Here is a 21,091-nt window from a genome sequence, read left to right as displayed (position 1 = left end):
GCCTGCGGCCAACGGTATTCCTGGGGCACGGGGCCGCGCAAGGGACGGCTGCGCGGAGGCCACGATATGATTGGCAGTCAGGGTCTTCGAGTGCTGATGGTCGGCGCTCCGAGGTGGATGACGGGAGGAGATCGAGATGGTGTCGGATCGCGGTCTCGAAGTGCTCCGCGTCATCGTGCAGGACTACGTCGCCTCGCGAGAGCCCGTCGGGTCCAAGACGATCGTCGACCGCCACTCCTTCGGGGTCTCTGCAGCCACCATCCGCAACGACATGGCACAGCTCGAGGACGAAGAACTGATCGCCGCCCCGCACACCTCCTCCGGTCGGGTTCCGACCGACAAGGGCTACCGGATGTTCGTCGACCACCTCGCCGACCGCCGCCCGCTGAACAACGCCCAACGGACGGCGATCGAGACCTTCCTCGGTGCGTCCGGCGACCTCGACGAGGTCCTGCACCGCACGGTGCGGCTGCTCTCACAGCTGACGAACCAGGTCGCGCTCGTGCAGTACCCGATGTTCTCCCGGGCACGTGTCCGGCATCTCGAATTGGTGAGCGTCACCCCGAACCGCGTGCTCGCGGTCATCATCCTCGACAACGGCCGCGTCGAGCAGCGGCTCATCGAGACGGAGAGCCCGGTCGACGACGACCTCATCTCGCGTCTCCGCTCGCTGTGCAACGAGGCGGTCGCGGGCCGTCCACTCCTCGACGCCCACGACGCGATCGGCGACGTCCCCGCCGACATCGCCGATCTCGACCGCGCGGCGGCCGTCCGCATCGTCGACGCGGTGCGCGAACAGCTCTCGGCGCAGCGCCAGGACCGCCTCGTCATGGCCGGCGCCGCCAACCTCGCCCGCACCGAAGACGACTTCCCCGGCAGCATCTATCCGGTCCTGGACGCCATCGAGCAGCAGGTCGTGCTGCTCCGGCTCTTCGGTGAGATGGAGTCCGAGCGCGACGGCGTGGTCGCCAGCATCGGGCGGGAGAACGCGTCGTTCGGCCTCGAGACCACGAGCGTCCTCGCCGGGAACTACCGTTCCTCTGGTGGCGAAATCGCCCGGCTCGGCGTCCTCGGCCCCACGAGAATGGACTACGCGAGCAACATGGCTGCGGTCCGCGCCGTCGCCAGGTACCTCTCGCGCATCCTCGACGCCGAGTGACGCATCCTCATCGCGTCCCCCAACACCTTCCGCACCTCGAACGAAAGGCCCTCAGTGGCTGACTACCCCGACCACTACGCAGCACTCGGTGTCGCCAAGGAGGCGACGCCCGAAGAGATCAAGAAGGCGTACCGCCGCCTCGCTCGCGAACTGCACCCCGATGTGAACCCGGGTTCCGACGCCTCGGAGCGGTTCAAAGAGGTCACCCACGCCTACGACGTGCTGAGCGACCCCAAGCAGCGCCAGCAGTACGACCTCGGTCCGCAGGCGGGTGGGTTCGGCGGAGGTGACGCCGGGTTCGGCGGCTTCGGCGACATCTTCGACACCTTCTTCGGCGGGGGTGGCCAGCAGCGCGGACCCAAGTCCCGCCGCGCACGCGGCGAGGACGCCCTGTTGCGCGTCGAACTCGACCTCGACGAGGTCATCTTCGGCACCCACCGCGACCTCGAGGTCGACACCGCCGTGCTCTGCAGCACCTGCAACGGCTCCTGCTGCCAGCCCGGCACCTCACCGGTGACCTGCGACATCTGTCACGGCACCGGCTCCATCCAGCGGGCCGTCCGCTCGCTGCTCGGCAACGTCATGACCTCGGCGCCCTGCGGCACCTGCCGCGGCTACGGCACGATCATCGCGACCCCGTGCGTCACCTGCCAGGGTCAGGGCCGGCTCCGTGCCCGCCGCACCGTCTCGGTCGACATCCCGGCCGGTGTCGACACCGGTCTGCGTCTGCAGATGCCGGGGAGCGGCGAGGTCGGCCCGGCAGGCGGCCCGAACGGCGACCTCTACCTCGAGATGAAGGTCAAGCACCACGACGTCTTCAGCCGCGACGGCGACGACCTGCTGTGCACGCTCGAAGTCCCGATGACCGACGCCATCCTCGGCCGCCAGGTCACCGTCCACGCGCTCGACGGCGACGTCGAGGTCGAGCTGCGACCGGGCGTTCAGAGCTCGGAGGTCATCACGGTCAAGGACCGCGGCGTCACGCGCCTCCGCGGGAACAGCCGGGGTGACCTCAAGATCGGCGTCCAGGTCGTCACCCCGACGAAGCTCGACCACCGCGAACGCGAGCTGATCAAGAGCTTCGCCTCGGGACGACGCCAGGGTGCTCCGGCGCTCGCGCAGTTCCAGCAGGGCCTGTTCGCGAAGATCCGCGACCGCTTCCACGGCGTCGGTTGAGATGAGTTCGCTGTACCTCCGCGAGGACCTCGAATCGACCGGTGTCGGCGACTCGGTGACCCTCCGTGGGCCCGAGGCGAAGCACGCCGTCGCCGTGAGTCGGCTGCGGGTCGGCGAGACGACGTCGATCGGCAACGGTCGTGGCCTGATCGCGACCGGACCAGTCGTGCGCAGCGAGCCGGGCGAGTTGGAGATCCGCGTCGAATCGGTCGTGGTGCATCCGGAGAACCGTCCCGGGCTCGTCCTCGTGCAGGCGCTGGCCAAGGGCGATCGCGACGAACTCGCCATCCAGGCGGCAACCGAGCTGGGTGTCGACCGCATCGTCCCGTGGGGTGCCGAGCGCAGCATCTCCAGGTGGCAGGGCGACAAAGCGGTCAAGGGCCGTGCGCGCTGGCAGCTCATCGTGCGCGAGGCGTCGAAGCAGTCGATCCGCGCCCGGGTACCCGAGGTGGCCGAGGTCGTCGACACCCGTGGACTCGCGGCGATCGTCGCCGGCCGGACCGTCCTCGTCCTCGAACCCAGCGCGGCACTCGCGCTCTCGGAGCTCGACCCGTCGGCACTGCTCGCCGAGGAGCTCGTCCTCGTCGTCGGTCCGGAGGGCGGCATCTCGCCGACGGAGCGGGAGCGGCTCGAAGCGGCCGGCGCGATCGAGGTCCGGATCGGCTCGGGCGTCCTGCGCACCTCGACGGCAGGGCCTGCGGCGATCGCCGCGCTCAACGTGCTGCTCGGTCGGTGGTGACGATCCAACAGCCCGCGCACGAGGCCGCTACGAACCTTAGACTGGTGGACATGAGTGAAGCACCGTCGGTATTCAGCCGCATCGTGTCGGGGGAGATCCCGACGACCCTCCTCGCCGAGACCGATCGGGTGATCGCGTTCGCCGACATCGCACCACAGGCGCCCGTGCACCTCCTCGTCGTCCCGAAGACCGCCGAGTACCGCGACGTCGTGGAGTTGGCCGCTGGCGACCCCTCCTTGCTCGCTGAGATGGTCGAGGTGGCGTCGTCGCTCGCGAAGGAGCACACCGGTGGCGAGTTCCGACTCGTCTTCAACACCGGCGAGTCCGCCGGGCAGACGGTCTTCCACGTGCACGCGCATGTCCTCGGTGGTTCCCTGCAGGAGGGCACCCTTGGCGGAGCCTGAGTCCTCGAACCCAGACCACCCCACCGCCGCTCGGCCGGAGGAGGTCGAGCACGTCCTCCTGGTGGACGGGCTCGCCATGGTCCGTCTCCTCGGCCCACAGGACCGACTCCTGACGACCGTCGAGCGCGAACACCCCGGTGTCTCGGTGCACGTGCGCGGCAATGAGATCACCATCACCGGCCCGGCGCCGCAGGCCGACGCCGCCAGACGACTCGTAGAGGAACTCATCACCATGGTCCGAGAAGGTCACGACCCGGGGCCGGCGGAGGTCAGCACCTCCGCCCGCATGCTCGGGCAGGACGGCTCGGCCTCCCCGTCGGAGGTGCTCGGGCAGGTCATCCTCACCTCGCGTGGCAAGACGATCAAGGCGAAGACCGTCGGGCAGCGGGCGTACGTCGACGCGATCGACGAGAACACGATCGTGTTCGGCATCGGCCCGGCCGGTACCGGCAAGACGTATCTCGCGATGGCGAAGGCGGTGCAGGCGCTGCAACGCAAGGAGGTCAACCGGATCATCCTGACGCGCCCGGCCGTCGAGGCCGGCGAGCGACTCGGGTACCTCCCGGGCACCCTGACGGACAAGATCGACCCGTACCTGCGTCCGCTCTACGACGCGCTCAACGAGATGATGGACCCGGAGATCGTCCCGAAGCTCCTCGCGGCCGGCACGATCGAGGTCGCACCGCTCGCCTACATGCGCGGCCGGACCCTCAACGACTCGTTCATCGTCCTCGACGAGGCGCAGAACACCACGCCGGAGCAGATGAAGATGTTCCTCACCCGGCTCGGGTTCGGGTCCAAGATCGTCGTGACCGGCGACGTCACGCAGATCGACCTGCCGACCGGCGCGTCCGGTCTGCGACTCGTGACCCGCGTGCTCAAGGACGTCGACGACATCCACTTCGCCCAGCTCACGAGCGAGGACGTCGTCCGCCACACCCTCGTCGGTCGGATCGTCGACGCCTACGGCGAGTACGACGCCGTCCGACAGGCGCAGCGGTTCGAGCGCGAGCAGGCCGCCGAGTTCGCCAACCGCGCCGAGCGTCGCGGCGCCGCCAGAGACCACCAGCCGAAGCGAGGACGCTCATGACCATCGAGATCAACAACGAGTCCGGCGTCGCCGTCGACGAATCGCGCATCCTCGCCCTGGCGTCGTTCGCGCTCGACGCGATGCATGTGAGCCCCGATGCCGAGCTCGCCATCGTCCTGGTCGACGAGGGCGCCATGGAGCAGTTGCACGTCCAGTGGATGGACGAGCCGGGACCGACCGACGTCCTGAGCTTCCCGATGGACGAGCTCCGTCCCGGCACCGAGGAGAACCCGACGCCGCCCGGGCTGCTCGGCGACATCGTGCTCTGCCCGCAGGTCGCCGAGACGCAGGCGGCCGCCGCGAAGCACTCGACGATGGACGAACTCCAGCTCCTCACCTGCCACGGTGTGCTCCACCTGCTCGGGTACGACCACGCGGAGCCCGACGAGGAGAAGGAGATGTTCGGCATCCAGCGGGACATCCTCCTCGCCTTCGCGCTCCAGGAGAGACGACGCAGCAGCTGATGTCCCTCGTCGCCGTCTTCGTCATCGTCGCGTTCCTGCTCGTCGCGTTCGCGGGTCTCATGGCCGCAGCCGACGCCGCGATCGGCGTCCAGTCGGGTGCGGACATCCTCGACCTCGCAGAGGGCGCCCGCTCGGGATCCGCGCTCCGCGCCATCGCGGCCGATCCGGGTGCGCACGTCAACGCGATCAACTTCATCCGGATCCTGGCCGAGACCACGGCCGCCGTCCTCGTCACCCTCGCACTGGCCTCGTCGATCGACGAGTTGTGGCTCGTCCTCGTCCTCGCGGTCGTCATCATGACCGGCACCTCCTTCGTGCTCGTCGGTGCGAGCCCCCGAGGCGTCGGCCGGACCCACGCGAGCGGAGTGCTGCGTTTCAGTGCCCCCGCCATCCGTGCCGCACGCGTGGTCCTCGGCCCGGTCGCGAACGTCCTCGTCTCCCTGGGCAACCGGGTGACCCCGGGGTTGCCCCGTTCGGTCTCCTTCACCTCGGAGGAGCAACTGCTGAGCATGGTCGACGAGGCCGCCGCGCACTCGGTCCTCGAGGAGGACGACCGCGAGCTCATCCACTCGATCTTCGAGTTCAATGAGACGCTCGTCCGCGAGGTGATGATCCCGCGCACCGACCTCGTGAGTCTGCAGCGCGATCTCAGCGTGCGCGAGGCGCTCGAGGTGTTCCTGGAGACGGGGATCTCGCGGGCGCCCGTCAGCGACGGCGACATCGACGATCTGGTCGGCATCCTGTACCTGAAGGACCTGGTGCGCGCGATGTTCGGTGGCGACGGCGTCACCGAGGTGGGTTCGATCGAGCCGCTCCTGCGGCCGGCGAGCTTCGTACCCGAGTCCAAGAAGGCCGATTCGCTTCTGCAGCAGATGCAGAAGGAGTCCAACCACATCGCGATGGTCGTCGACGAGTACGGCGGCATCTCCGGTCTCGTCACCCTCGAGGACCTCATCGAGGAACTCGTCGGCGACATCTCCGACGAGTACGACACCGACACCCCCGAGATCACCGATCTGCACGACGGACGGTTCCGGGTCGACGCCCGCCTGCCGGTCGACGAGCTGGGGGAGTTGTTCGGCCTCGAACTCGACGACGACGACGTCGACTCCGTCGGCGGGCTCCTCGCGAAGGCCCTCGGGAGGTTGCCCGTGGTCGGATCGACGGTGTCGACCAACGGTCTCGAACTCACCGCCGAGCGGGTCGAGGGGCGGCGGGGACGCATCCTCACCGTCATCGCCCAGCGCGACGACCAGCTGCAGGACGCCCAGCAGGCGTCCACCGACCATCGGGAGCACCCATGAACGACACCACCCCTCCGTCCGACTTCCGAGCGGGGTTCGTGTCCTTCGTCGGGCGTCCGAACGTCGGCAAGTCCACGCTGACCAACGCCCTCGTCGGCGAGAAGGTCGCGATCACGAGTTCGAAGCCGCAGACCACGCGTCGCGCGATCCGCGGGGTCGTGCACCGCGACCACGGCCAGCTCATCGTCGTCGACACCCCCGGCATCCACCGCCCGCGCACCCTGCTCGGCCAGCGACTGAACGACCTCGTGCAGTCCACGCTCTCCGACGTCGACGTCATCGGGTTCTGCATCCCAGCCAACGAGAAGCTCGGCCCGGGCGACCGCTTCATCAACGAGTCGCTCGACGGCTTCCCGCGCGCGAAGAAGGTGGCGATCGTCACGAAGACCGACACCGCCAGCCGGACGACGATCGCGGAGCAGCTGCTCGCGATCTCGGGACTCCGAGACTGGGACGCGGTCATCCCGCTGTCCGCGGTGACCGACGACCAGCTCGACATCCTCGTCACCGAGGTCACGAAGCTCATGCCGCTGTCGGAACGCCTCTACCCGACCGAGGCCACCACCGACGAGACGGTCGTCGACCGCGTGTCCGAGCTCATCCGCGAGGCCGCGCTCGAGGGCGTCCAAGACGAGCTGCCCCACTCGCTCGCGGTGACCATCGACGACATGATCCCGCGCGAGGGGACCGACCTGCTCGACATCTACGCGAACGTGTTCGTGGAGCGCGACAGCCAGAAGGCGATCATCATCGGGAAGGGCGGTTCCAGGCTCCGAGAGGTCGGTGCCCGGGCCCGCGCCGGGATCGAGCCGCTCGTCGGATCTCGGGTCTTCCTCTCCATCCGCGTCAAAGTCGCGAAGGACTGGCAGCGCGACCCGAAACTGCTCGGTCGCCTGGGATTCTGACCGGGATCCGGTCGACCGTCGGCGCCGTGCGCCCGCGCGGGTCTGCGCGGGAGTTCTCCGTTACCTGAACGTGACTTGCGTGTCTGCTTTGGGCCCGCTGTGGAACCAGTCGTCTGGCCGACAGGCTCGCAGGCCCGCGGACATACTGGTCCTCGGGGTCGCGAGAAGGAGTCCGAGTGTTCGACTGGTTGCTGGCCATCAGGCTGGATCGTCCGGAGCTCCTCGTCTGGGTCGGCGGTGCCGCCGTTCTCCTGGCGATCGTCCTGTTGACCGGGCGCCGAACGGTTCGCGGCTGGATGACGATGCTGCTCGTGGCGAGCGGTGGAGCGCTCCTCGCCTATGCCACTGCCTGGTTGCTCGGTGACGTGTTCGACGTCTTCGGGATCGAACTGACGCCGGTCACCCGTGCGTGGGCGGCGGTCGGGTTCGCCGGTGCCGCCCTCGCGATCGCGGCGATCGTGCGGACCCGCGCGTGGCGGGTCGTCGTGGCGAGCCTCGCCATCCCCGCCTTCCTGCTCATCGGGGCGGTCGGCGTGAACCAGGACTTCGGTGAGTTCGCGACGGTGCGGGCGGCGCTGGGGATCAGCCCGTACCAGTCGTTCTCGGCCCTGCCGGCCGCCCGGGGGACGACCACGACGTGGCAGCGACCCGCCGACCTGTCGAGCGAAGGCCGGGTCGAACATGTCGACATCCCGGCCACGACCTCGGGGTTCGCCCACCGGGACGCGCTCGTCTATCTGCCACCGGCCGCCCTGACCGCCCACCCGCCGGCACTGCCGGTCATCGAGGCGTTCAGCGGTCAGCCGGGAGAGCCTGCCGACCTGTTCGCGTCGGCTGGGATCGCCGGGATCCTCGACCGCTTCGCCGCCTCGCATGCGGGTCTCGCACCGATCGTGGTCGTGCCTGACCAGCTCGGCGCTCCTGACCGCAACCCGATGTGCGTCGACGGGCCGCTCGGCAACTCGGCGACGTACCTCACGGTCGACGTGCCCGCGTGGATCTCGGCGCACCTCCCGGTGTCCGCATCGCGGACGGACTGGTTCATCGCCGGGTTCTCGCAGGGAGGGACCTGTTCCATCCAGCTCGGTGCCGCGCACCCTGGACGCTACGGCGGCATCCTCGACATCTCGGGGGAGGTCGTCCCGTCCATCGGACCGACGACGATCGCACAGGGCTTCAGCGGGTCGGCGACGGCGTACGAGGCTGCGGCCCCCTCCGCGATCCTCGCCGCACACACCCCGTACGCGGACACCGTCGGCGTCTTCGGCTACGGCAGCGACGACAGCCGCTACGGTCCCGGCGTCCGGCGGGTCGCCGCGATGGCCTCGGCCGCCGGCATGCGGACGACGACCTTCGTGTCCGACGGGACCGCGCACGACTGGCATACCGTCCACACGGTGTTCGAGCGGGCGCTCCCCGTCATCACCGCACGATTCGGGCTCGCCTGATGCGCGCGGGGAGGGCGACGCCGTTCGGCCGACTCGTGACCGGCGTGATCCGGTCGGTGCCGATGAGTATCGGGATCACGGCGCTGGTGCTCGTCGTCAGTGCGTTCGTGTGGCGCACGCCGCCGGCGGCGACGCCCGCCTGGCGGTCGGCGATCCGCGAGGCGGCCGGCGTGGGGTATGAGCAGGTCGTGGTCGACGGACACTGGTGGGCGCTCCTGACCGGTGCCCTGGGAACCGACGGGGTGCTCGGGCTCCTCGCCTTCCTGCTGATCGGCGTCCCCGCGCTGGTGCTCGCCGAGCGACGGTTCGGCGCCGCCAAGACGCTCCTGGCGGTGCTGGTGACCGCGGTCGCCGGGAACGCGCTCGCCATCGGGCTCCAACTCCTCGGCACGCTCGGCGGCGAGTTCTGGAGCGGCGAGGTCGCCCGCATCGTGGCGTTCGACCCCGTGGCCGGGGCGCTCGGCGCCCTTGCCGCGTCGAGTGCGTTCCACGGGCCGCTCTGGCGTCGACGGATCCGCGCGTTCGTCGTCGTCGGTGCCCTGATCGTGCTGCTGTACTCGGGACTCCCGCAGGATCTCGCACGACTGTTCGCAGCGCTGGTCGGCGTCCTGCTCGGGGTCGTGCTCGCCGGGGCCAGCCCGTCGGTGCGACGCGTGCGGAGCTCGCACCACGAGACCCGGGTGCTCCTGGCGTCCGTCGTCGCGATGATGGGCGTGGGACCGCTCATCACCTTCCTCTCCGGCCGGCACCTCGGTCCGCTCGCGCCGCTCGTGCTCCTGCTCGAACAGAACATCCCGGACGCCGGACGGGTCATCGGCCAATGCCGCACGGTCGGCGTGTCAGCACAGTGCCTGCGCGACCTCACGCTGGTACGCGTCGACGGCCTCGGAGCGGTGCTCCTGTCGGTGGTCCCCATGATCGCCCTGCTCTTCGCAGCGTGGGGCCTGCTCCGCGGCAGACGCTTCGCGGTCTGGTTCGCCACGGCGATCATGGTGTCCTTCGCCGTCCTGAGTGCGCTGTCGCTCGGAGCGGGAGTGCGACTCCACCCGACGGGACACCCCTCCTCGTTGCTCGGGACGGGGCACGGCGCGCAGCAGCGGTCCGTCGAGATCGCGATCGCGCTGTGGGCGGCGATCCTGCTGCCGCTCGTCGTGGCGGCGCTCCTGGTCGTGCTCCGTCGTGGGTTCCCCGTGCGGGCCACCCGACGCAGCGCCTTGGGGTATCTCGCCCTGGTCGGCGCGTCGTGGGTCGTGCTCGCCGCGCTCTTCGTGGTCGTCGCCCTGCTCCAGCCTGGAGGATTCTCGCCGAGGCCCGACGTGTGGGAGGTCCTCCGTGCGGCGCCGGAGCGCTTCGTCCCCGCCGCGTACCTGCGGAACGTCCTTCCGGGCTTCGTGCCGGTCGCCCCGCTCACCGGCGTGGTGTTCCACGCCGTCGGACCCGTCTGGTGGAGCATCATCCTGCTCGGCGCGGTCTGGCCGCTGAGCCGGGTCGCGAACGCCATCGCGCCGGCCGACGAGCGCCGGCTGCGCGAGCTCCTGGCCGAGGGTAGCGACTCCATCGGGCACATGGCCACCTGGCCGGGCAACCTCACCTGGTTCGACCCGCAGCGCAGTGCGGGCGTCGCCTACCGGATCGTCGCCGGGGTCGCGGTCACCACGGGCGGCTTCTTCGGGAGGGACCGCCACGAACAGGGGGTCCTCGAGCGGTTCATCGAGCACTGCGAGGACTCGGGCCTGACGGTGGCGTTGTACAGCGTGGACGAGGAGACCGCAGTAGCGCTCCACCGGATCGGTTGGCGCACCGTCCAGGTCGCCGAGGAGACGGTCCTGCACCCGCAGGGCTGGAGCATGGTCGGCAAGCGCTGGCAGGACATCAGATCCTCCGTCAACCGGGCCGACCGCGCGGGGATCACCGCCGTCTGGTCCACCTACGGGGCGCTCGGCGTCGGGCTCGCGGCGCAGATCGCCGAGATCTCCGAGGAGTGGGTCGCCGAGCGGAAGCTGCCCGAGATGGGGTTCACCCTCGGTGGGATCGACGAGCTCGTCGACGAGGAGGTCCGGCTCCTGCTCGCGGTCGACGAGCAAGGACGGCTGCACGGCGTCACGAGTTGGCTCCCGGTGCGGCGCGACGGTCAACTGGTCGGTTGGACCCTCGACTTCATGCGCCGTCGGACGGACGGCATGAACGGCGTCATGGAGTTCCTCATCGCCGAAGCCGCCGCTCGGTTCAAGGAGGACGGCATCGAGGAGATGAGCCTCTCCGGGGCTCCGCTCGCGCGCTCGAGGAGCACCGAGCAACCGGAGACGGACGGGATCGACCGGGTCCTGACGTACCTCGGGAACGTGCTCGAACCCGTCTACGGGTTCCGCTCGCTCCTCGCCTTCAAGGGCAAGTTCCAGCCGGAGGAGCGTCCGCTCGTGCTCGGCTACGCGGACCCGCTGACCCTCCCGGCGATCGGCATCGCGGTCGGGCGCGCCTACCTCCCGGACGTGTCCGTGCGAGACCTCGCCTCGCTGGTCACCTGACCGGCGGCGCGGGGGAGTGCTATGCTAACGACGTGTTCTCCGGTCTGCTCCTCCTTAGCTGCCGCGACGAGTCCTAGTTCCAGGCCTCCCTCGTCGCGGAGTTCGTCGTTGGCTCACCCCCAATCCCACGAGGAGATCCCAGGATCATGAAGAACACCCAGACCCCATCAGGCATGCCGGTCCACCGCTACCGCGCCTACCAGGACCAGTTCAGCGTCTCGCTGCCCGACCGCACGTGGCCGGACCGTCGGATCACCGAGGCCCCGCGCTGGTGCGCCGTCGACCTCCGCGACGGCAACCAGGCCCTCATCGACCCGATGAGTCCGGAACGTAAGCGCATCATGTTCGACCTGCTCGTGAAGATGGGCTACAAGGAGATCGAGGTCGGGTTCCCGAGCGCGAGCCAGACCGACTTCGACTTCGTCCGCAGCCTCATCGACGAAGGAGCGATCCCCGAGGACGTCACCATCCAGGTGCTGACCCAGGCCCGCGACCACCTCATCGAACGCACCTACGAGTCGCTGCGCGGCGCGAAGCAGGCGATCGTGCACTTGTACAACTCGACGAGCGTCCTGCAGCGCGACGTCGTGTTCCGCAGCGACAAGCAGGGCATCATCGACCTCGCCCTCCACGGTGCCCGGAAGTGTCGCGAGATGGAGTCGACGGTCCCCGGAACGCAGATCTACTACGAATACTCGCCGGAGAGCTACACCGGTACCGAGCTCGAGTTCGCCGTCGACATCTGCAACCAGGTGGTCGAGGTCCTCGAGGCGACGCCCGACCGCAAGGTCATCATCAACCTGCCGTCGACGGTCGAGATGGCCTCGCCGAACGTCTACGCCGACTCGATCGAGTGGATGAGCCGCAACCTCGCCAACCGCGAGAACATCATCATCTCCCTGCACCCGCACAACGACCGCGGCACCGCGATCGCGGCAGCCGAGCTCGGCTACCTGGCCGGCGCCGACCGGATCGAAGGGTGCCTCTTCGGGAACGGTGAGCGCACGGGCAACGTCGACCTCGTCGCGCTCGGCATCAACATGTTCACGCAGGGTGTCGACCCGCAGATCGACTTCAGCGACATCGACGAGGTCAAGCGGACGGCCGAGCACTGCAACCAGCTCCCGGTGCACGAGCGGAGCCCGTGGGCGGGCGACCTCGTCTTCACGGCCTTCAGCGGTTCTCACCAGGACGCGATCAAGAAGGGCTTCGAGGCGATGTCCGTCGACGCCGTCTCCCAGGGCAAGGACGTCGCCGACCTCGAATGGGCCGTGCCGTACCTGCCAGTCGATCCGCAGGACCTCGGGCGCAGCTACGAGGCGGTCATCCGCGTGAACTCCCAGTCGGGCAAGGGCGGCGTCGCCTACCTCCTCAAGACCGATCACGCGATCGACCTGCCGCGTCGCCTGCAGATCGAGTTCTCCGGCGTCGTCCAGGCGAAGACCGACGCCGAGGGCGGCGAGGTGACGAGCGGCCAGATCTGGTCGATCTTCCAGGACGAGTACCTGCCGGCGACGGTCGCGGACGCGAAGTGGGGTCGGTTCGAACTGCAGTCCACGAAGACGTCGAGCGACCTCACCGGCACCGTGGTCCTCGAGGTCGCCCTTCGCGACGGCGAGCAGGTCGAGGAGCGCACCTCGACCGGCAACGGACCGATCGCGGCCTTCCTCAACCTGCTCTCCGGGCGCGGCATCGAGGTCACGCTGTACGACTACGTCGAGCACACGCTGAGCGCCGGGGGCGACGCCGAGGCGGCCGCCTACGTCGAGCTCCAGGTGAACGACCAGCGCCTCTGGGGCGTCGGCATCGACGGCGACATCGCGACGGCCTCGCTCAAGGCAGTGGTCTCGGCGGTCAACCGGGCCGTGCGCACGCAGGTCGAGGCGCGGGAACTGGCCTCCATCTGACGATCCCGCTGCGCCGGGTCGGCCTTCGGGTCGGCCGGGCGCAGCGTCCCGCTCCGCGGCGTACGCCGGGAGGATGATCTTTCCGGGTGACGACCGATCCGTCAGCGGTCAGGTCGTACGGTTGGAGGATGTTCCGCACGCTCCGGCCCGGCCAGCTGGCCCTCGACATCGCGCTGCCGTCGGTGCTGTTCATCCTCACCGCCGCTGCGTACACGACGCGCCCGGCCGGGTACACCATCGTCCTGCTCGGCATGTGCGGTGCACTGGCGCTCCGCCGGCTCGCTCCGGCGATCGCGCTGTCCGTGGCCTGGGCCGCTGCGCTGCTGCAGCTCATCCTCCTGCTCGCGCCGGATCCCGCGAACTTCGCGATCCCGGTCGTGCTCTACGCCGCGGCGAGTTACGGCGGCCGGGTGGTTCGATGGGTCTCCTTCGCATCCGCGTTCGTCGGTGCCGCGCTCATCGCGTTCTACGTGATCGTCGTCCCGAGTTGGACCACGGGCATCGGCGCGGAGATCAGTACCTTCGGTCTGGCGAACGACATGACACCGGTCGCGCAGGTGACGGTCGGACTGTTCATGTTCCTCGCGTTCGCCGCCTTCTTCGGCCTCGCTTGGACCGCAGGCGTCCTCATGCGCACGTGGCGGCTCGCCCGCGAAAGCCGCCAGGCGCAACTCCTGGCCGAGCGCGACGTCGCCGTGGAGCAGGAGCGCAACCGGATCGCGCGCGACATGCACGACGTGGTCGCGCACTCCCTCGCCGTCGTCATCGCCCAGGCCGACGGGGCCCGCTATGCGCTGGCCGCGGACCCGGATTCGGCCGACCAGGCCTTGCGGACGATCTCGAGCATCTCCCGAGAAGCCCTCGCCGATGTCCGGGTGCTCCTCGCGCAGTTGCGGTTCCAGCAGACCGAAGGCCCGCAGCCGGTCCTGGCCGACCTCGAGCGGCTCTACGAGCAGTTGCGCGGAGCCGGACTCGACGTGGTGGTCCAGAACCACGGTCAGGAACGACCGGTGGCGACCGGTTCGCAGCTCGCCGTGTACCGCATCATCCAGGAGGCACTCACGAACGCGCTCCGACACGGCGACCATCGTGGGCCGATCGACGTCCATCTCGACTGGACCGGACCCGAGCTGCAGCTCTGGGTCGTCAACCGGGCGAAGCTCGAACCGCCGAAGGCCGGCACGGGGCACGGCCTCGCCGGGATGAACGAGCGCGCTACGCTGGCAGGCGGCAGGTTCGGGACGACCCTGGTGGACGGTCTCTTCACCGTCTACGCATCGATCCCGTACGCGACGGTGGGAGTGACGAGATGACCGATCCGAGTGACGCGACGGCAGCGGGGGCGATCACGATCGCGCTGGTCGACGACCAGGCGCTCTTCCGAGGCGGGATCCGGATGCTCATCGGTTCGCAGCCGGACCTGCGCGTCGTCGGCGAGGCCTCCGACGGGCGTCAAGCGGTCGAACTGGCCGCACGGACACGTCCGCAGGTCATCCTCATGGACGTCCGGATGCCGGTCATGGACGGGATCGAGGCGACGAAGACGATCCTGGCGGAGGCGGATGCGCGCGGGAGCGAGCGTCCTCGGATCGTCGTGCTGACCACCTTCGACCTCGATGAGGCGGCCGCGACGGCCATCCGAGCAGGTGCCAGCGGATTCCTCCTCAAGGACGCGGAGCCGGAATTCCTCCTCGCAGCGATCCGCACCGTCCATGCCGGGAACGCGGTCATCGCCGCGTCGGCCACCCGCGAGCTGTTCGAGCACTTCCAGCAGGCGCCGGCCGCTCCGGCCGCACCGCAGCGCTATGCCGAGCTCACGGCGCGCGAGCGCGAGATCTTCCTCCTCGCGGCGCGCGGATTGAGCAACTCCGAGATCGCCGCCGCCGAGTTCCTCAGCGAGGCGACCGTGAAGACGCACATCAGCCGGATCTTCGCGAAGCTCGAGGTGCGCGACCGGGTCCAGCTCGTCGTGTTCGCCTTCGAGCACGGCCTGGTCTGACGGCGGTCCAACGGGCAACCGCGGAGTGATCCAGGATCATCCCCAGGATGTACCCGGGTCGCTCGTGCGCCCGACGCGCACCCGGCACCTCGCTCCGTAGCTTCGGAGTATGACCACTTCAGCACAGCCGTCCGTCGTCGCCAGCGTCCACGGACTCAGGAAGAGCTACGGACCCGCCGACAACCAGGTCGTCGCCCTCGACGGCGTCGACCTCGAGATCGAACGGGGCCGGTTCACCGCCATCATGGGCCCGAGCGGCTCGGGCAAGTCGACGCTCATGCACATCATGGCGGGCCTCGATCAGGCCACAGCGGGGCGGGTGCGTCTCGGCGACCAGGACATCACGGACCTCGACGACGGGCAGCTCACGATCCTCCGTCGGCGTCGTGTCGGGTTCGTGTTCCAGGCGTTCAACCTGGTGCCGACGCTCGACGTCGCGGCCAACATCCGGCTGCCCTTCGAACTCGACGCCCGCCGTCCGACCGGTGAGGAGCAGAGCTGGATCGACGTGCTCGTGAGCACGCTCGGACTCGCGTCCCGACTCGGGCACCGTCCGCACGAACTCTCGGGTGGACAGCAGCAGCGCGTCGCGATCGCGCGTGCCCTGGCCACGCGGCCCGAGCTGCTCTTCGCGGACGAACCGACCGGCAACCTCGACTCCCGCACCGGGCGGAGCGTCCTGGCCCTGCTGGCGGCGGCCAGCACCGAATACGGGCAGAGCATCGCGATGGTGACGCACGACCCGATCGCCGCGAGCTACGCGGACCGGATCGTGTTCCTCGCGGACGGCCGGGTGATCGAGGACCGTCCCCGATCGACCCCCGAGCAGATCTCGGCGCTCATGCTCGGCATGGAGCGTGCGGCATGAGCCGGGCGGATCTCGGGCCCCGGGCCCGCGAGCATCGCGCGAGCCTTCTCGTCGCGACGCTCAGCGCCTCGTTCGGTGTCCTGTTGCTCATGGTGACGAGTGTGCTCTCGACGTTCATCCTGGCCGACGATGTGACCGGGTCCAGCGGCACCGTGGTGATCATGCTCATCCTCGCGGCCGCCGTGTTCGTCTCATTGGCGGTGTACGTCGGCGCGATCGTCACGGCGAACACCTTCGCCACGATCGTCGCCGGGCGGACGAGGACGATCGCGCTGCTCCGCCTGATCGGTTCGACGGCGCGATCGCAGCGTCGCGCCGTCGCGAGGGAGGGCGTCGTCGTCGGCCTGCTCGGTGGCGGAGCCGGGTTGCTCGTCGGGCTCCTCGCGACCTTCGCGCTCGTCCGGATCGGGGTCGCGACCGGTGTGCTGCCCGAGTTGCCGTACGCGATCGTCGAACCGGCCGTGCTCCTGCCGGTCGTCGCGGTCGTCCTGACCACCTGGCTCGCGTCCTGGATCGGCGCGCGTCGCGTCCTGACGGTCACCCCGATGCAGGCGATCGGCGGATCGCAGGAGTTGAGTCGGGAGGAGGCCACCGCCCGGCCCGCCCGGAACGCGGTCGCGATCGGTCTCTTCGTGGTCGGTGTCCTGCTCCTGCTCGCCGGGGTCGGTGTCGGGCTCGTGTCGCCGCTCGGCGTGCTCATCGGCATCGTCGGCGGGATCGTCTCCTTCTCCGGCCTCGTGCTCGGTGCGCACCTCGTGATGCCGCCGGCACTGCGGCTGGTCGGCCGCCTGTTCGGCACCTCCGCGACGGCTCGACTCGCCGCCGAGAACGCCGTCCGCTACCCGGAGCGCAGTTCACGCACGACGATCGGACTGGTGATCGGCGTGACCCTCGTGACGATGTTCGCGGTCGCTGCGGCCAACTTCCAGGAGTTCGTGTTGAACGCACAGGCCGCGAATCCGGAGGTCTACGAGGGCACGCAGGCCGTGGTCGCGACGACCGTCGGCGTCTTCTCCGCCCTCATCGGACTGAGCGCGCTCATCGCCGCGGTCGGGATGGTCAACAACCTCTCGCTCAGCGTCCTGCAGCGCACTCGCGAACTCGGACTGCTCCGCGCCCTCGGGTTCTCCGCGGCGCAGATCCGTCGCATGATCGTGATCGAGGCGGCGCAGCTGACCATCGCGGCCGTCGTCGTCGGACTCGTCCTCGGGACGTTCTACGGGTGGGCCGGCGCTCAGTCGATGCTCGGCGCGATCAACGGCTCGCCCGGCCTCATCTTCCCGGTCATCCCGTGGGCCATCGTCGCGGTGATCGTCGTGCTCGCCGCACTCCTGACGGCCGCGGCCTCGGTGGCCCCGTCACGTCGGGCGACCCGCATCGCACCCGTCGCGGCACTCGCGGTCGACTGAGCCGACTCAGCCTCGCGTCGAGCGGCGCCAGATCCGCCATCCGCCGATCTGGCGCTGCTCGGGCAACGTCCATCCGAACCGGACGGCCAGGAGGCGGATCACCGCGGTCGAGGAGACACCGACGATCGCCGCGACCCCGAGTGGCGCACCGAAGGTCACGGCGAGGACGAGGAGGGCGGTCCCGACCGCGGCCGCCACGGCGTAGAGCGACCCGACGTGCATGAGGGCGACGGGGACGCCGAGCATGACGTCGCGGAGGACCGATCCACCGACGGCCGAGACGGTGCCGACGAAGATCGCCGGGATGACCGGCAGACCGGCTGCCAGGGCCTTGGTGGAGCCGATCGCTCCGAACATGCCGATCGTCAGAGCGTCGAGCCCGATGATGACGGGCCCGAGCCTCGTGATGGTGCGCAGGAGGAACATGCCGAGCAGTGCGGCCCCCGAGGCGACGGGGAGGTACCAGTTGTTCTGGAGGGACGCCGGCACCTGTCCGAGGAGGATGTCGCGGATGAGACCACCACCGAGTCCGACGACGACGCCGATGATGGCGACGCCGAGCCAGTCGAGCTGACGATCCTGGAACCTGGCCGCGAACATGGCACCCTGGACGGCGCCGATCGCGACCGCCGAGAGGTCGACCCACAGCGGAACGACGAAGAGGACCTCGTTCACGGCTTCATCTCTCCAGGCGCTCCTTCGATCCCCGACGGCGGTTCCCGGGTCACGTTGTCGGTGCGAGGCGGGATAATCGATGCGTGCCGGTATATCGAGACGAAGTGGTGGTGTTGCGGACCCACAAGCTCGGCGAGGCCGATCGCATCGTCACCATGCTCTCACGCAGCAGGGGCAAGATCCGGGCGGTCGCGAAGGGTGTCCGTCGCACGGGCTCGAAGTTCGGGTCCCGGCTCGAGCCGTTCATGGTCGCAGACGTGCAGTTCTACGAGGGCCGTAGTCTCGACACCATCACCCAGGCCGAGTCGCTCGGTTCGTACGGCGCCGAGATCAGCGCCGACTACGGAAGCTACACGGCCGCGAGCGCGATGGTGGAGACGGCCGATCGCCTGACCGAGTCCGAGGGCTCCCTCCAGCAGTACCTGCTCCTCGTCGGCGCCCTGCGGTCGCTCTCGAAGCACGAGCACGGTCCGCGGCTCACGCTCGACTCCTACCTGCTCCGGGCCTTCTCGCTCGCCGGTTGGGCACCGAGTTTCGGGGCCTGCTCGCGGTGCGGCACGGAGGGCGAGTACTCACACGTGGTCGTGCAGCTCGGCGGGGTCGTCTGCGACGACTGCGCGCCCTCGGGCAGCCCTCGGCTGGACGCCGACACCCTCTCGCTCCTCGGAGCACTGCTCTCCGGTGACTGGGAGTACGCGGAGGCCGCCGCCGAGCAGACGGCTTCACGCGCGAGCGGGTTCACCGCCGCCTACGCGCAATGGCATCTGGAGCGCGGCCTGCGGTCGCTCGCGCACCTCGAACAGGATCGGAGCCGCGGGTGACCCCGAAGCCCTACACCCACCGCGACGCGGTGCCGTTCAAGCCGATCGATTGGACGGGGGAGGTCCCGCCATCGTTCGCGAAGGGTGAGGTGCCGTCGCACGTCGCGATCGTCATGGACGGCAACGGCCGGTGGGCGAACCGACGCGGGCTCACACGGGTCGAAGGGCACAAGGCGGGCGAGGCCGCACTCCTCGACGTCGTGGCCGGTGCCCTGCAACTCGGGATCAAGCACCTGTCGGTGTACGCGTTCTCGACGGAGAACTGGAAGCGCTCACCCGACGAGGTCCGCTTCCTCATGGGGTTCAACCGCGAGGTGCTCCATCGACGGCGCGACCAACTGAACGAGTGGGGCGTGCGCGTGCGCTGGTCGGGGCGTCGGCCGCGGTTGTGGACCTCCGTCATCAAGGAGCTCCAGACGGCGGAGGAGCTGACGCGCGGCAACGACCGCCTGACGCTCACCATGTGCGTCAACTACGGCGGGCGCAACGAGATCGTCGACGCGGTCCGCAGCATCGCCGACGACGTCGCCGCCGGCCGCATCAAGCCGTCGGCCGTCTCGGAGCGTCTCGTCCAGAGCCGGCTCTACCTGCCCGACCTGCCGGACGTCGACCTCTTCGTCCGGAGCTCCGGAGAGCAGCGCACCAGCAACTTCCAACTGTGGCAGTCGGCCTACGCGGAGATGGTCTTCCTCGACACCCTCTGGCCCGACTTCGGTCGGCGTCAGCTCTGGGAGGCCGTCGAGCGGTACGCCGGACGCGACCGTCGCTTCGGCGGGGCGCGCGACGTGCCAGACGCCCCGGCGCCCCCGGGGGAATGAGCGACGGGTGTCGGTGGTTGGCCCTGACATGAGTGAACCCATCAAGATCGACATCTGGTCCGACATCGCCTGCCCGTGGTGCTACATCGGCAAGCGCAAGTTCGAGCGGGGTGCGGCGGAGTTCGCACAGCTCGGCGACGGACGCGAGGTCGAGGTCGAGTACCACTCCTTCGAGCTGGCACCCGACACCCCGGTCGACTTCGACGGCACCGAGATCGACTTCCTCGTGAAGCACAAGGGCATGCCGGCCGACCAGGTGCAGCAGATGCTCGATCAGGTGACGGGGATCGCCTCGGACGCCGGTCTCGAGTACGATTTCGGCATCCTCCAGCACACGAACACGGTGAAGGCGCACGAGCTCCTGCACCTCGCCAAGGCGGAGGGGAAGCAGCTCGAGATGACCGAGCGCCTCCTGCGTGCCTACTTCACCGAGGGCCGTCATGTCGGTCGCATCGAGGACCTCGCCGACCTCGCCGTCGAGGTGGGGCTCGACCGGTCCGCCGTGGTCTCGGCGCTGGAATCCGGCCAGTACACGCAGGCGGTCCGCGAGGACCAGGCGACGGCACAGGGGTACGGCATCCAGGGCGTCCCGTTCTTCGTCATCGACGGTGCCTACGGGGTGTCCGGGGCGCAGGAGGCGGCCGCGTTCACGCAGGTCCTCGAGCAGGTCTGGACGGAACGCGCGAGCACCGAGCCGGTGCAGGCGTGAGCACGGAGACGACGTCGCCTGAGCGCAGCGTCGGCGATCGACAGCCGGCGACGGTCCGGCCGGCGCTCCGACTCCTCGGGGGCGACGCCGTCGTCTGCGAGGGCGACAGTTGCCTCGTGCTCCCGTCGGAGCCGGCTCAGGACTGAGGGTCCTCCGGCTCGGTGAGGTCGGCGGTGACGGCGCCGATGGCGGCGAGGTACTCCGCCGCATCGACGAAGGCGCTCCACCCGTGCTCCCCGGCGCCGATCGAGATGCGCCCACCGCGCTCGAGGATGCGCTCGTCCGCGTAGACGGGGAGCGGAGCACTCGCGCCGAGGACGGTGATGGTGCCGCGCTCGTAGCCGGTCTCCTGGAAGGCTGTCGCCGCGTCGGGCATCGCGAGCTTGTTCACGCCGAGCAGCGTGCGGAACGGCGGCCAGGAGATCTTGCGGCCGCCCGGCACGAGGGCGAAGAGGTAGTCGCCGCTGCGACGCTTCACGACGATCGTCTTGACGATGTCTGCGGGCTCGATGCCGAGCAGCTCCGCCGCCTCGTGGAGACTGCGCGCGGGCGGTCGCTCGATCAGCTCCACATCGAGACCGAGTGCGGCGGCCGCTGCTCGGACTCGCTCGCGGCCGGACGGCTGGAGGTCGGCGGGCGGGACGGCGTCTGACATGTGGTCCTCACTGGGC

At 69.5% G+C, this 21,091-nt stretch carries 21 protein-coding genes; 19 read left to right on the top strand and 2 right to left on the bottom strand.

Going from position 1 to position 21,091, the window contains the following annotated elements; genetic code table 11:
• Positions 1–136: 136 nt before the first annotated feature.
• The 15 genes from hrcA to BIU99_RS08530 all read left to right on the top strand — a co-directional run bounded on the left by hrcA (position 137) and on the right by BIU99_RS08530 (position 17,397).
• On the top strand, positions 137–1,159 hold the full coding sequence (gene hrcA, locus BIU99_RS08600; RefSeq protein WP_064293628.1) for a heat-inducible transcriptional repressor HrcA: 1,023 nt from the start codon (positions 137–139) through the stop codon (positions 1,157–1,159).
• Between the two features lie 54 nt (positions 1,160–1,213).
• Positions 1,214–2,335: a molecular chaperone DnaJ gene (gene dnaJ / locus BIU99_RS08595; protein ID WP_064293629.1), complete on the top strand. Its 1,122-nt coding sequence runs from the start codon at positions 1,214–1,216 to the stop codon at positions 2,333–2,335.
• 1 nt (position 2,336) lies between these two features.
• Positions 2,337–3,074 carry a 16S rRNA (uracil(1498)-N(3))-methyltransferase gene (locus BIU99_RS08590; RefSeq protein ID WP_064293630.1) on the top strand — a complete coding sequence of 246 codons (738 nt, stop codon included), beginning with the start codon at positions 2,337–2,339 and terminating at the stop codon, positions 3,072–3,074.
• Positions 3,075–3,124: 50 nt separating this feature from the next.
• On the top strand, positions 3,125–3,478 hold the full coding sequence (locus BIU99_RS08585; RefSeq protein ID WP_064293856.1) for an HIT domain-containing protein: 354 nt from the start codon (positions 3,125–3,127) through the stop codon (positions 3,476–3,478).
• Positions 3,479–3,554: 76 nt separating this feature from the next.
• Entirely contained in the window at positions 3,555–4,568 is a 1,014-nt protein-coding gene (locus BIU99_RS08580) for a PhoH family protein (RefSeq protein ID WP_228501858.1), read from the top strand.
• Positions 4,565–5,032 (top strand): rRNA maturation RNase YbeY, encoded by a 468-nt coding sequence (ybeY, locus tag BIU99_RS08575; RefSeq protein ID WP_064293631.1) that lies wholly within the window; start codon positions 4,565–4,567, stop codon positions 5,030–5,032. Before BIU99_RS08580 ends, ybeY begins: the two co-directional genes overlap by 4 nt.
• Complete coding sequence (locus tag BIU99_RS08570; RefSeq protein WP_064293632.1) at positions 5,032–6,336, top strand: hemolysin family protein; 1,305 nt, start codon at positions 5,032–5,034, stop codon at positions 6,334–6,336. The genes ybeY and BIU99_RS08570 overlap by 1 nt, the downstream gene beginning before the upstream one ends.
• On the top strand, positions 6,333–7,241 hold the full coding sequence (gene era / locus BIU99_RS08565) for a GTPase Era (protein WP_071260812.1): 909 nt from the start codon (positions 6,333–6,335) through the stop codon (positions 7,239–7,241). Before BIU99_RS08570 ends, era begins: the two co-directional genes overlap by 4 nt.
• Positions 7,242–7,417: 176 nt before the next feature.
• Positions 7,418–8,689, top strand: coding sequence for an esterase family protein (locus tag BIU99_RS08560; protein ID WP_083397261.1), 1,272 nt, complete (start codon positions 7,418–7,420; stop codon positions 8,687–8,689).
• Positions 8,689–11,214, top strand: a complete 2,526-nt coding sequence (locus BIU99_RS08555) for a bifunctional lysylphosphatidylglycerol flippase/synthetase MprF (RefSeq protein ID WP_071260810.1) — start codon at positions 8,689–8,691, stop codon at positions 11,212–11,214. Before BIU99_RS08560 ends, BIU99_RS08555 begins: the two co-directional genes overlap by 1 nt.
• Positions 11,215–11,360: 146 nt before the next feature.
• Positions 11,361–13,121: a 2-isopropylmalate synthase gene (gene leuA, locus BIU99_RS08550; protein ID WP_071260806.1), complete on the top strand. Its 1,761-nt coding sequence runs from the start codon at positions 11,361–11,363 to the stop codon at positions 13,119–13,121.
• 128 nt (positions 13,122–13,249) lie between these two features.
• The gene (locus BIU99_RS08545; RefSeq protein WP_064293859.1) at positions 13,250–14,434 is read left to right on the top strand and encodes a sensor histidine kinase; all 1,185 of its coding nucleotides are present in this window, start codon (positions 13,250–13,252) and stop codon (positions 14,432–14,434) included.
• Complete coding sequence (locus tag BIU99_RS08540; RefSeq protein WP_071260804.1) at positions 14,431–15,120, top strand: response regulator transcription factor; 690 nt, start codon at positions 14,431–14,433, stop codon at positions 15,118–15,120. The genes BIU99_RS08545 and BIU99_RS08540 overlap by 4 nt, the downstream gene beginning before the upstream one ends.
• A 109-nt stretch (positions 15,121–15,229) precedes the next feature.
• The gene (locus BIU99_RS08535) at positions 15,230–15,988 is read left to right on the top strand and encodes an ABC transporter ATP-binding protein (RefSeq protein ID WP_071260803.1); all 759 of its coding nucleotides are present in this window, start codon (positions 15,230–15,232) and stop codon (positions 15,986–15,988) included.
• Positions 15,985–17,397, top strand: coding sequence for an ABC transporter permease (locus BIU99_RS08530; RefSeq protein ID WP_064293638.1), 1,413 nt, complete (start codon positions 15,985–15,987; stop codon positions 17,395–17,397). Before BIU99_RS08535 ends, BIU99_RS08530 begins: the two co-directional genes overlap by 4 nt.
• Before the next feature lie 6 nt (positions 17,398–17,403).
• Here BIU99_RS08530 and BIU99_RS08525 read toward each other — a convergent pair whose 3' ends face one another.
• Positions 17,404–18,072 carry a trimeric intracellular cation channel family protein gene (locus BIU99_RS08525; protein ID WP_064293639.1) on the bottom strand — a complete coding sequence of 223 codons (669 nt, stop codon included), beginning with the start codon at positions 18,070–18,072 and terminating at the stop codon, positions 17,404–17,406.
• 83 nt (positions 18,073–18,155) lie between these two features.
• On the opposite strand from BIU99_RS08525, the gene recO reads away from it, so the two are divergent.
• The 4 genes from recO to BIU99_RS19945 are packed head-to-tail and all read left to right on the top strand — an operon-like array spanning position 18,156 to position 20,566.
• Positions 18,156–18,893: a DNA repair protein RecO gene (gene recO, locus BIU99_RS08520; RefSeq protein WP_064293640.1), complete on the top strand. Its 738-nt coding sequence runs from the start codon at positions 18,156–18,158 to the stop codon at positions 18,891–18,893.
• Positions 18,890–19,711: an isoprenyl transferase gene (locus BIU99_RS08515; protein WP_064293641.1), complete on the top strand. Its 822-nt coding sequence runs from the start codon at positions 18,890–18,892 to the stop codon at positions 19,709–19,711. Before recO ends, BIU99_RS08515 begins: the two co-directional genes overlap by 4 nt.
• A 28-nt stretch (positions 19,712–19,739) precedes the next feature.
• A complete protein-coding gene (locus tag BIU99_RS08510; protein WP_071260801.1) occupies positions 19,740–20,420 on the top strand; it encodes a DsbA family protein in 681 nt (226 codons plus the stop codon).
• On the top strand, positions 20,417–20,566 hold the full coding sequence (locus BIU99_RS19945; protein WP_157583269.1) for a hypothetical protein: 150 nt from the start codon (positions 20,417–20,419) through the stop codon (positions 20,564–20,566). The genes BIU99_RS08510 and BIU99_RS19945 overlap by 4 nt, the downstream gene beginning before the upstream one ends.
• Here the strand turns inward: BIU99_RS19945 and BIU99_RS08505 are convergent.
• A complete protein-coding gene (locus BIU99_RS08505; protein ID WP_071261197.1) occupies positions 20,557–21,075 on the bottom strand; it encodes an aminoacyl-tRNA deacylase in 519 nt (172 codons plus the stop codon). The genes BIU99_RS19945 and BIU99_RS08505 overlap by 10 nt on opposite strands.
• Positions 21,076–21,091 lie beyond the last annotated feature (16 nt).

It is taken from the genome of Plantibacter sp. MMLR14_011, assembly GCF_001865025.1.
Taxonomy (GTDB): domain Bacteria; phylum Actinomycetota; class Actinomycetes; order Actinomycetales; family Microbacteriaceae; genus Plantibacter; species Plantibacter flavus_A.
The sequence above is the reverse complement of the archived record's forward strand: the minus strand, read 5'-3'. Positions and strand labels throughout refer to the sequence as shown.

Bases quoted from the DNA above. Each gene is read 5' to 3' on its own strand.
- BIU99_RS08505 (WP_071261197.1), bottom strand. From the start codon at position 21,075: ATGTCAGACGCCGTCCCGCCCGCCGACCTCCAGCCGTCCGGCCGCGAG.
- ybeY (WP_064293631.1), top strand. From the start codon at position 4,565: ATGACCATCGAGATCAACAACGAGTCCGGCGTCGCCGTCGACGAATCG.
- BIU99_RS08590 (WP_064293630.1), top strand. From the start codon at position 2,337: ATGAGTTCGCTGTACCTCCGCGAGGACCTCGAATCGACCGGTGTCGGC.
- hrcA (WP_064293628.1), top strand. From the start codon at position 137: ATGGTGTCGGATCGCGGTCTCGAAGTGCTCCGCGTCATCGTGCAGGAC.
- BIU99_RS08540 (WP_071260804.1), top strand. From the start codon at position 14,431: ATGACCGATCCGAGTGACGCGACGGCAGCGGGGGCGATCACGATCGCG.
- BIU99_RS08530 (WP_064293638.1), top strand. From the start codon at position 15,985: ATGAGCCGGGCGGATCTCGGGCCCCGGGCCCGCGAGCATCGCGCGAGC.
- BIU99_RS08555 (WP_071260810.1), top strand. From the start codon at position 8,689: ATGCGCGCGGGGAGGGCGACGCCGTTCGGCCGACTCGTGACCGGCGTG.
- BIU99_RS08510 (WP_071260801.1), top strand. From the start codon at position 19,740: ATGAGTGAACCCATCAAGATCGACATCTGGTCCGACATCGCCTGCCCG.
- leuA (WP_071260806.1), top strand. From the start codon at position 11,361: ATGAAGAACACCCAGACCCCATCAGGCATGCCGGTCCACCGCTACCGC.
- BIU99_RS08580 (WP_228501858.1), top strand. From the start codon at position 3,555: ATGGTCCGTCTCCTCGGCCCACAGGACCGACTCCTGACGACCGTCGAG.
- era (WP_071260812.1), top strand. From the start codon at position 6,333: ATGAACGACACCACCCCTCCGTCCGACTTCCGAGCGGGGTTCGTGTCC.
- BIU99_RS08585 (WP_064293856.1), top strand. From the start codon at position 3,125: ATGAGTGAAGCACCGTCGGTATTCAGCCGCATCGTGTCGGGGGAGATC.
- BIU99_RS08535 (WP_071260803.1), top strand. From the start codon at position 15,230: ATGACCACTTCAGCACAGCCGTCCGTCGTCGCCAGCGTCCACGGACTC.
- BIU99_RS08570 (WP_064293632.1), top strand. From the start codon at position 5,032: ATGTCCCTCGTCGCCGTCTTCGTCATCGTCGCGTTCCTGCTCGTCGCG.
- BIU99_RS08545 (WP_064293859.1), top strand. From the start codon at position 13,250: ATGTTCCGCACGCTCCGGCCCGGCCAGCTGGCCCTCGACATCGCGCTG.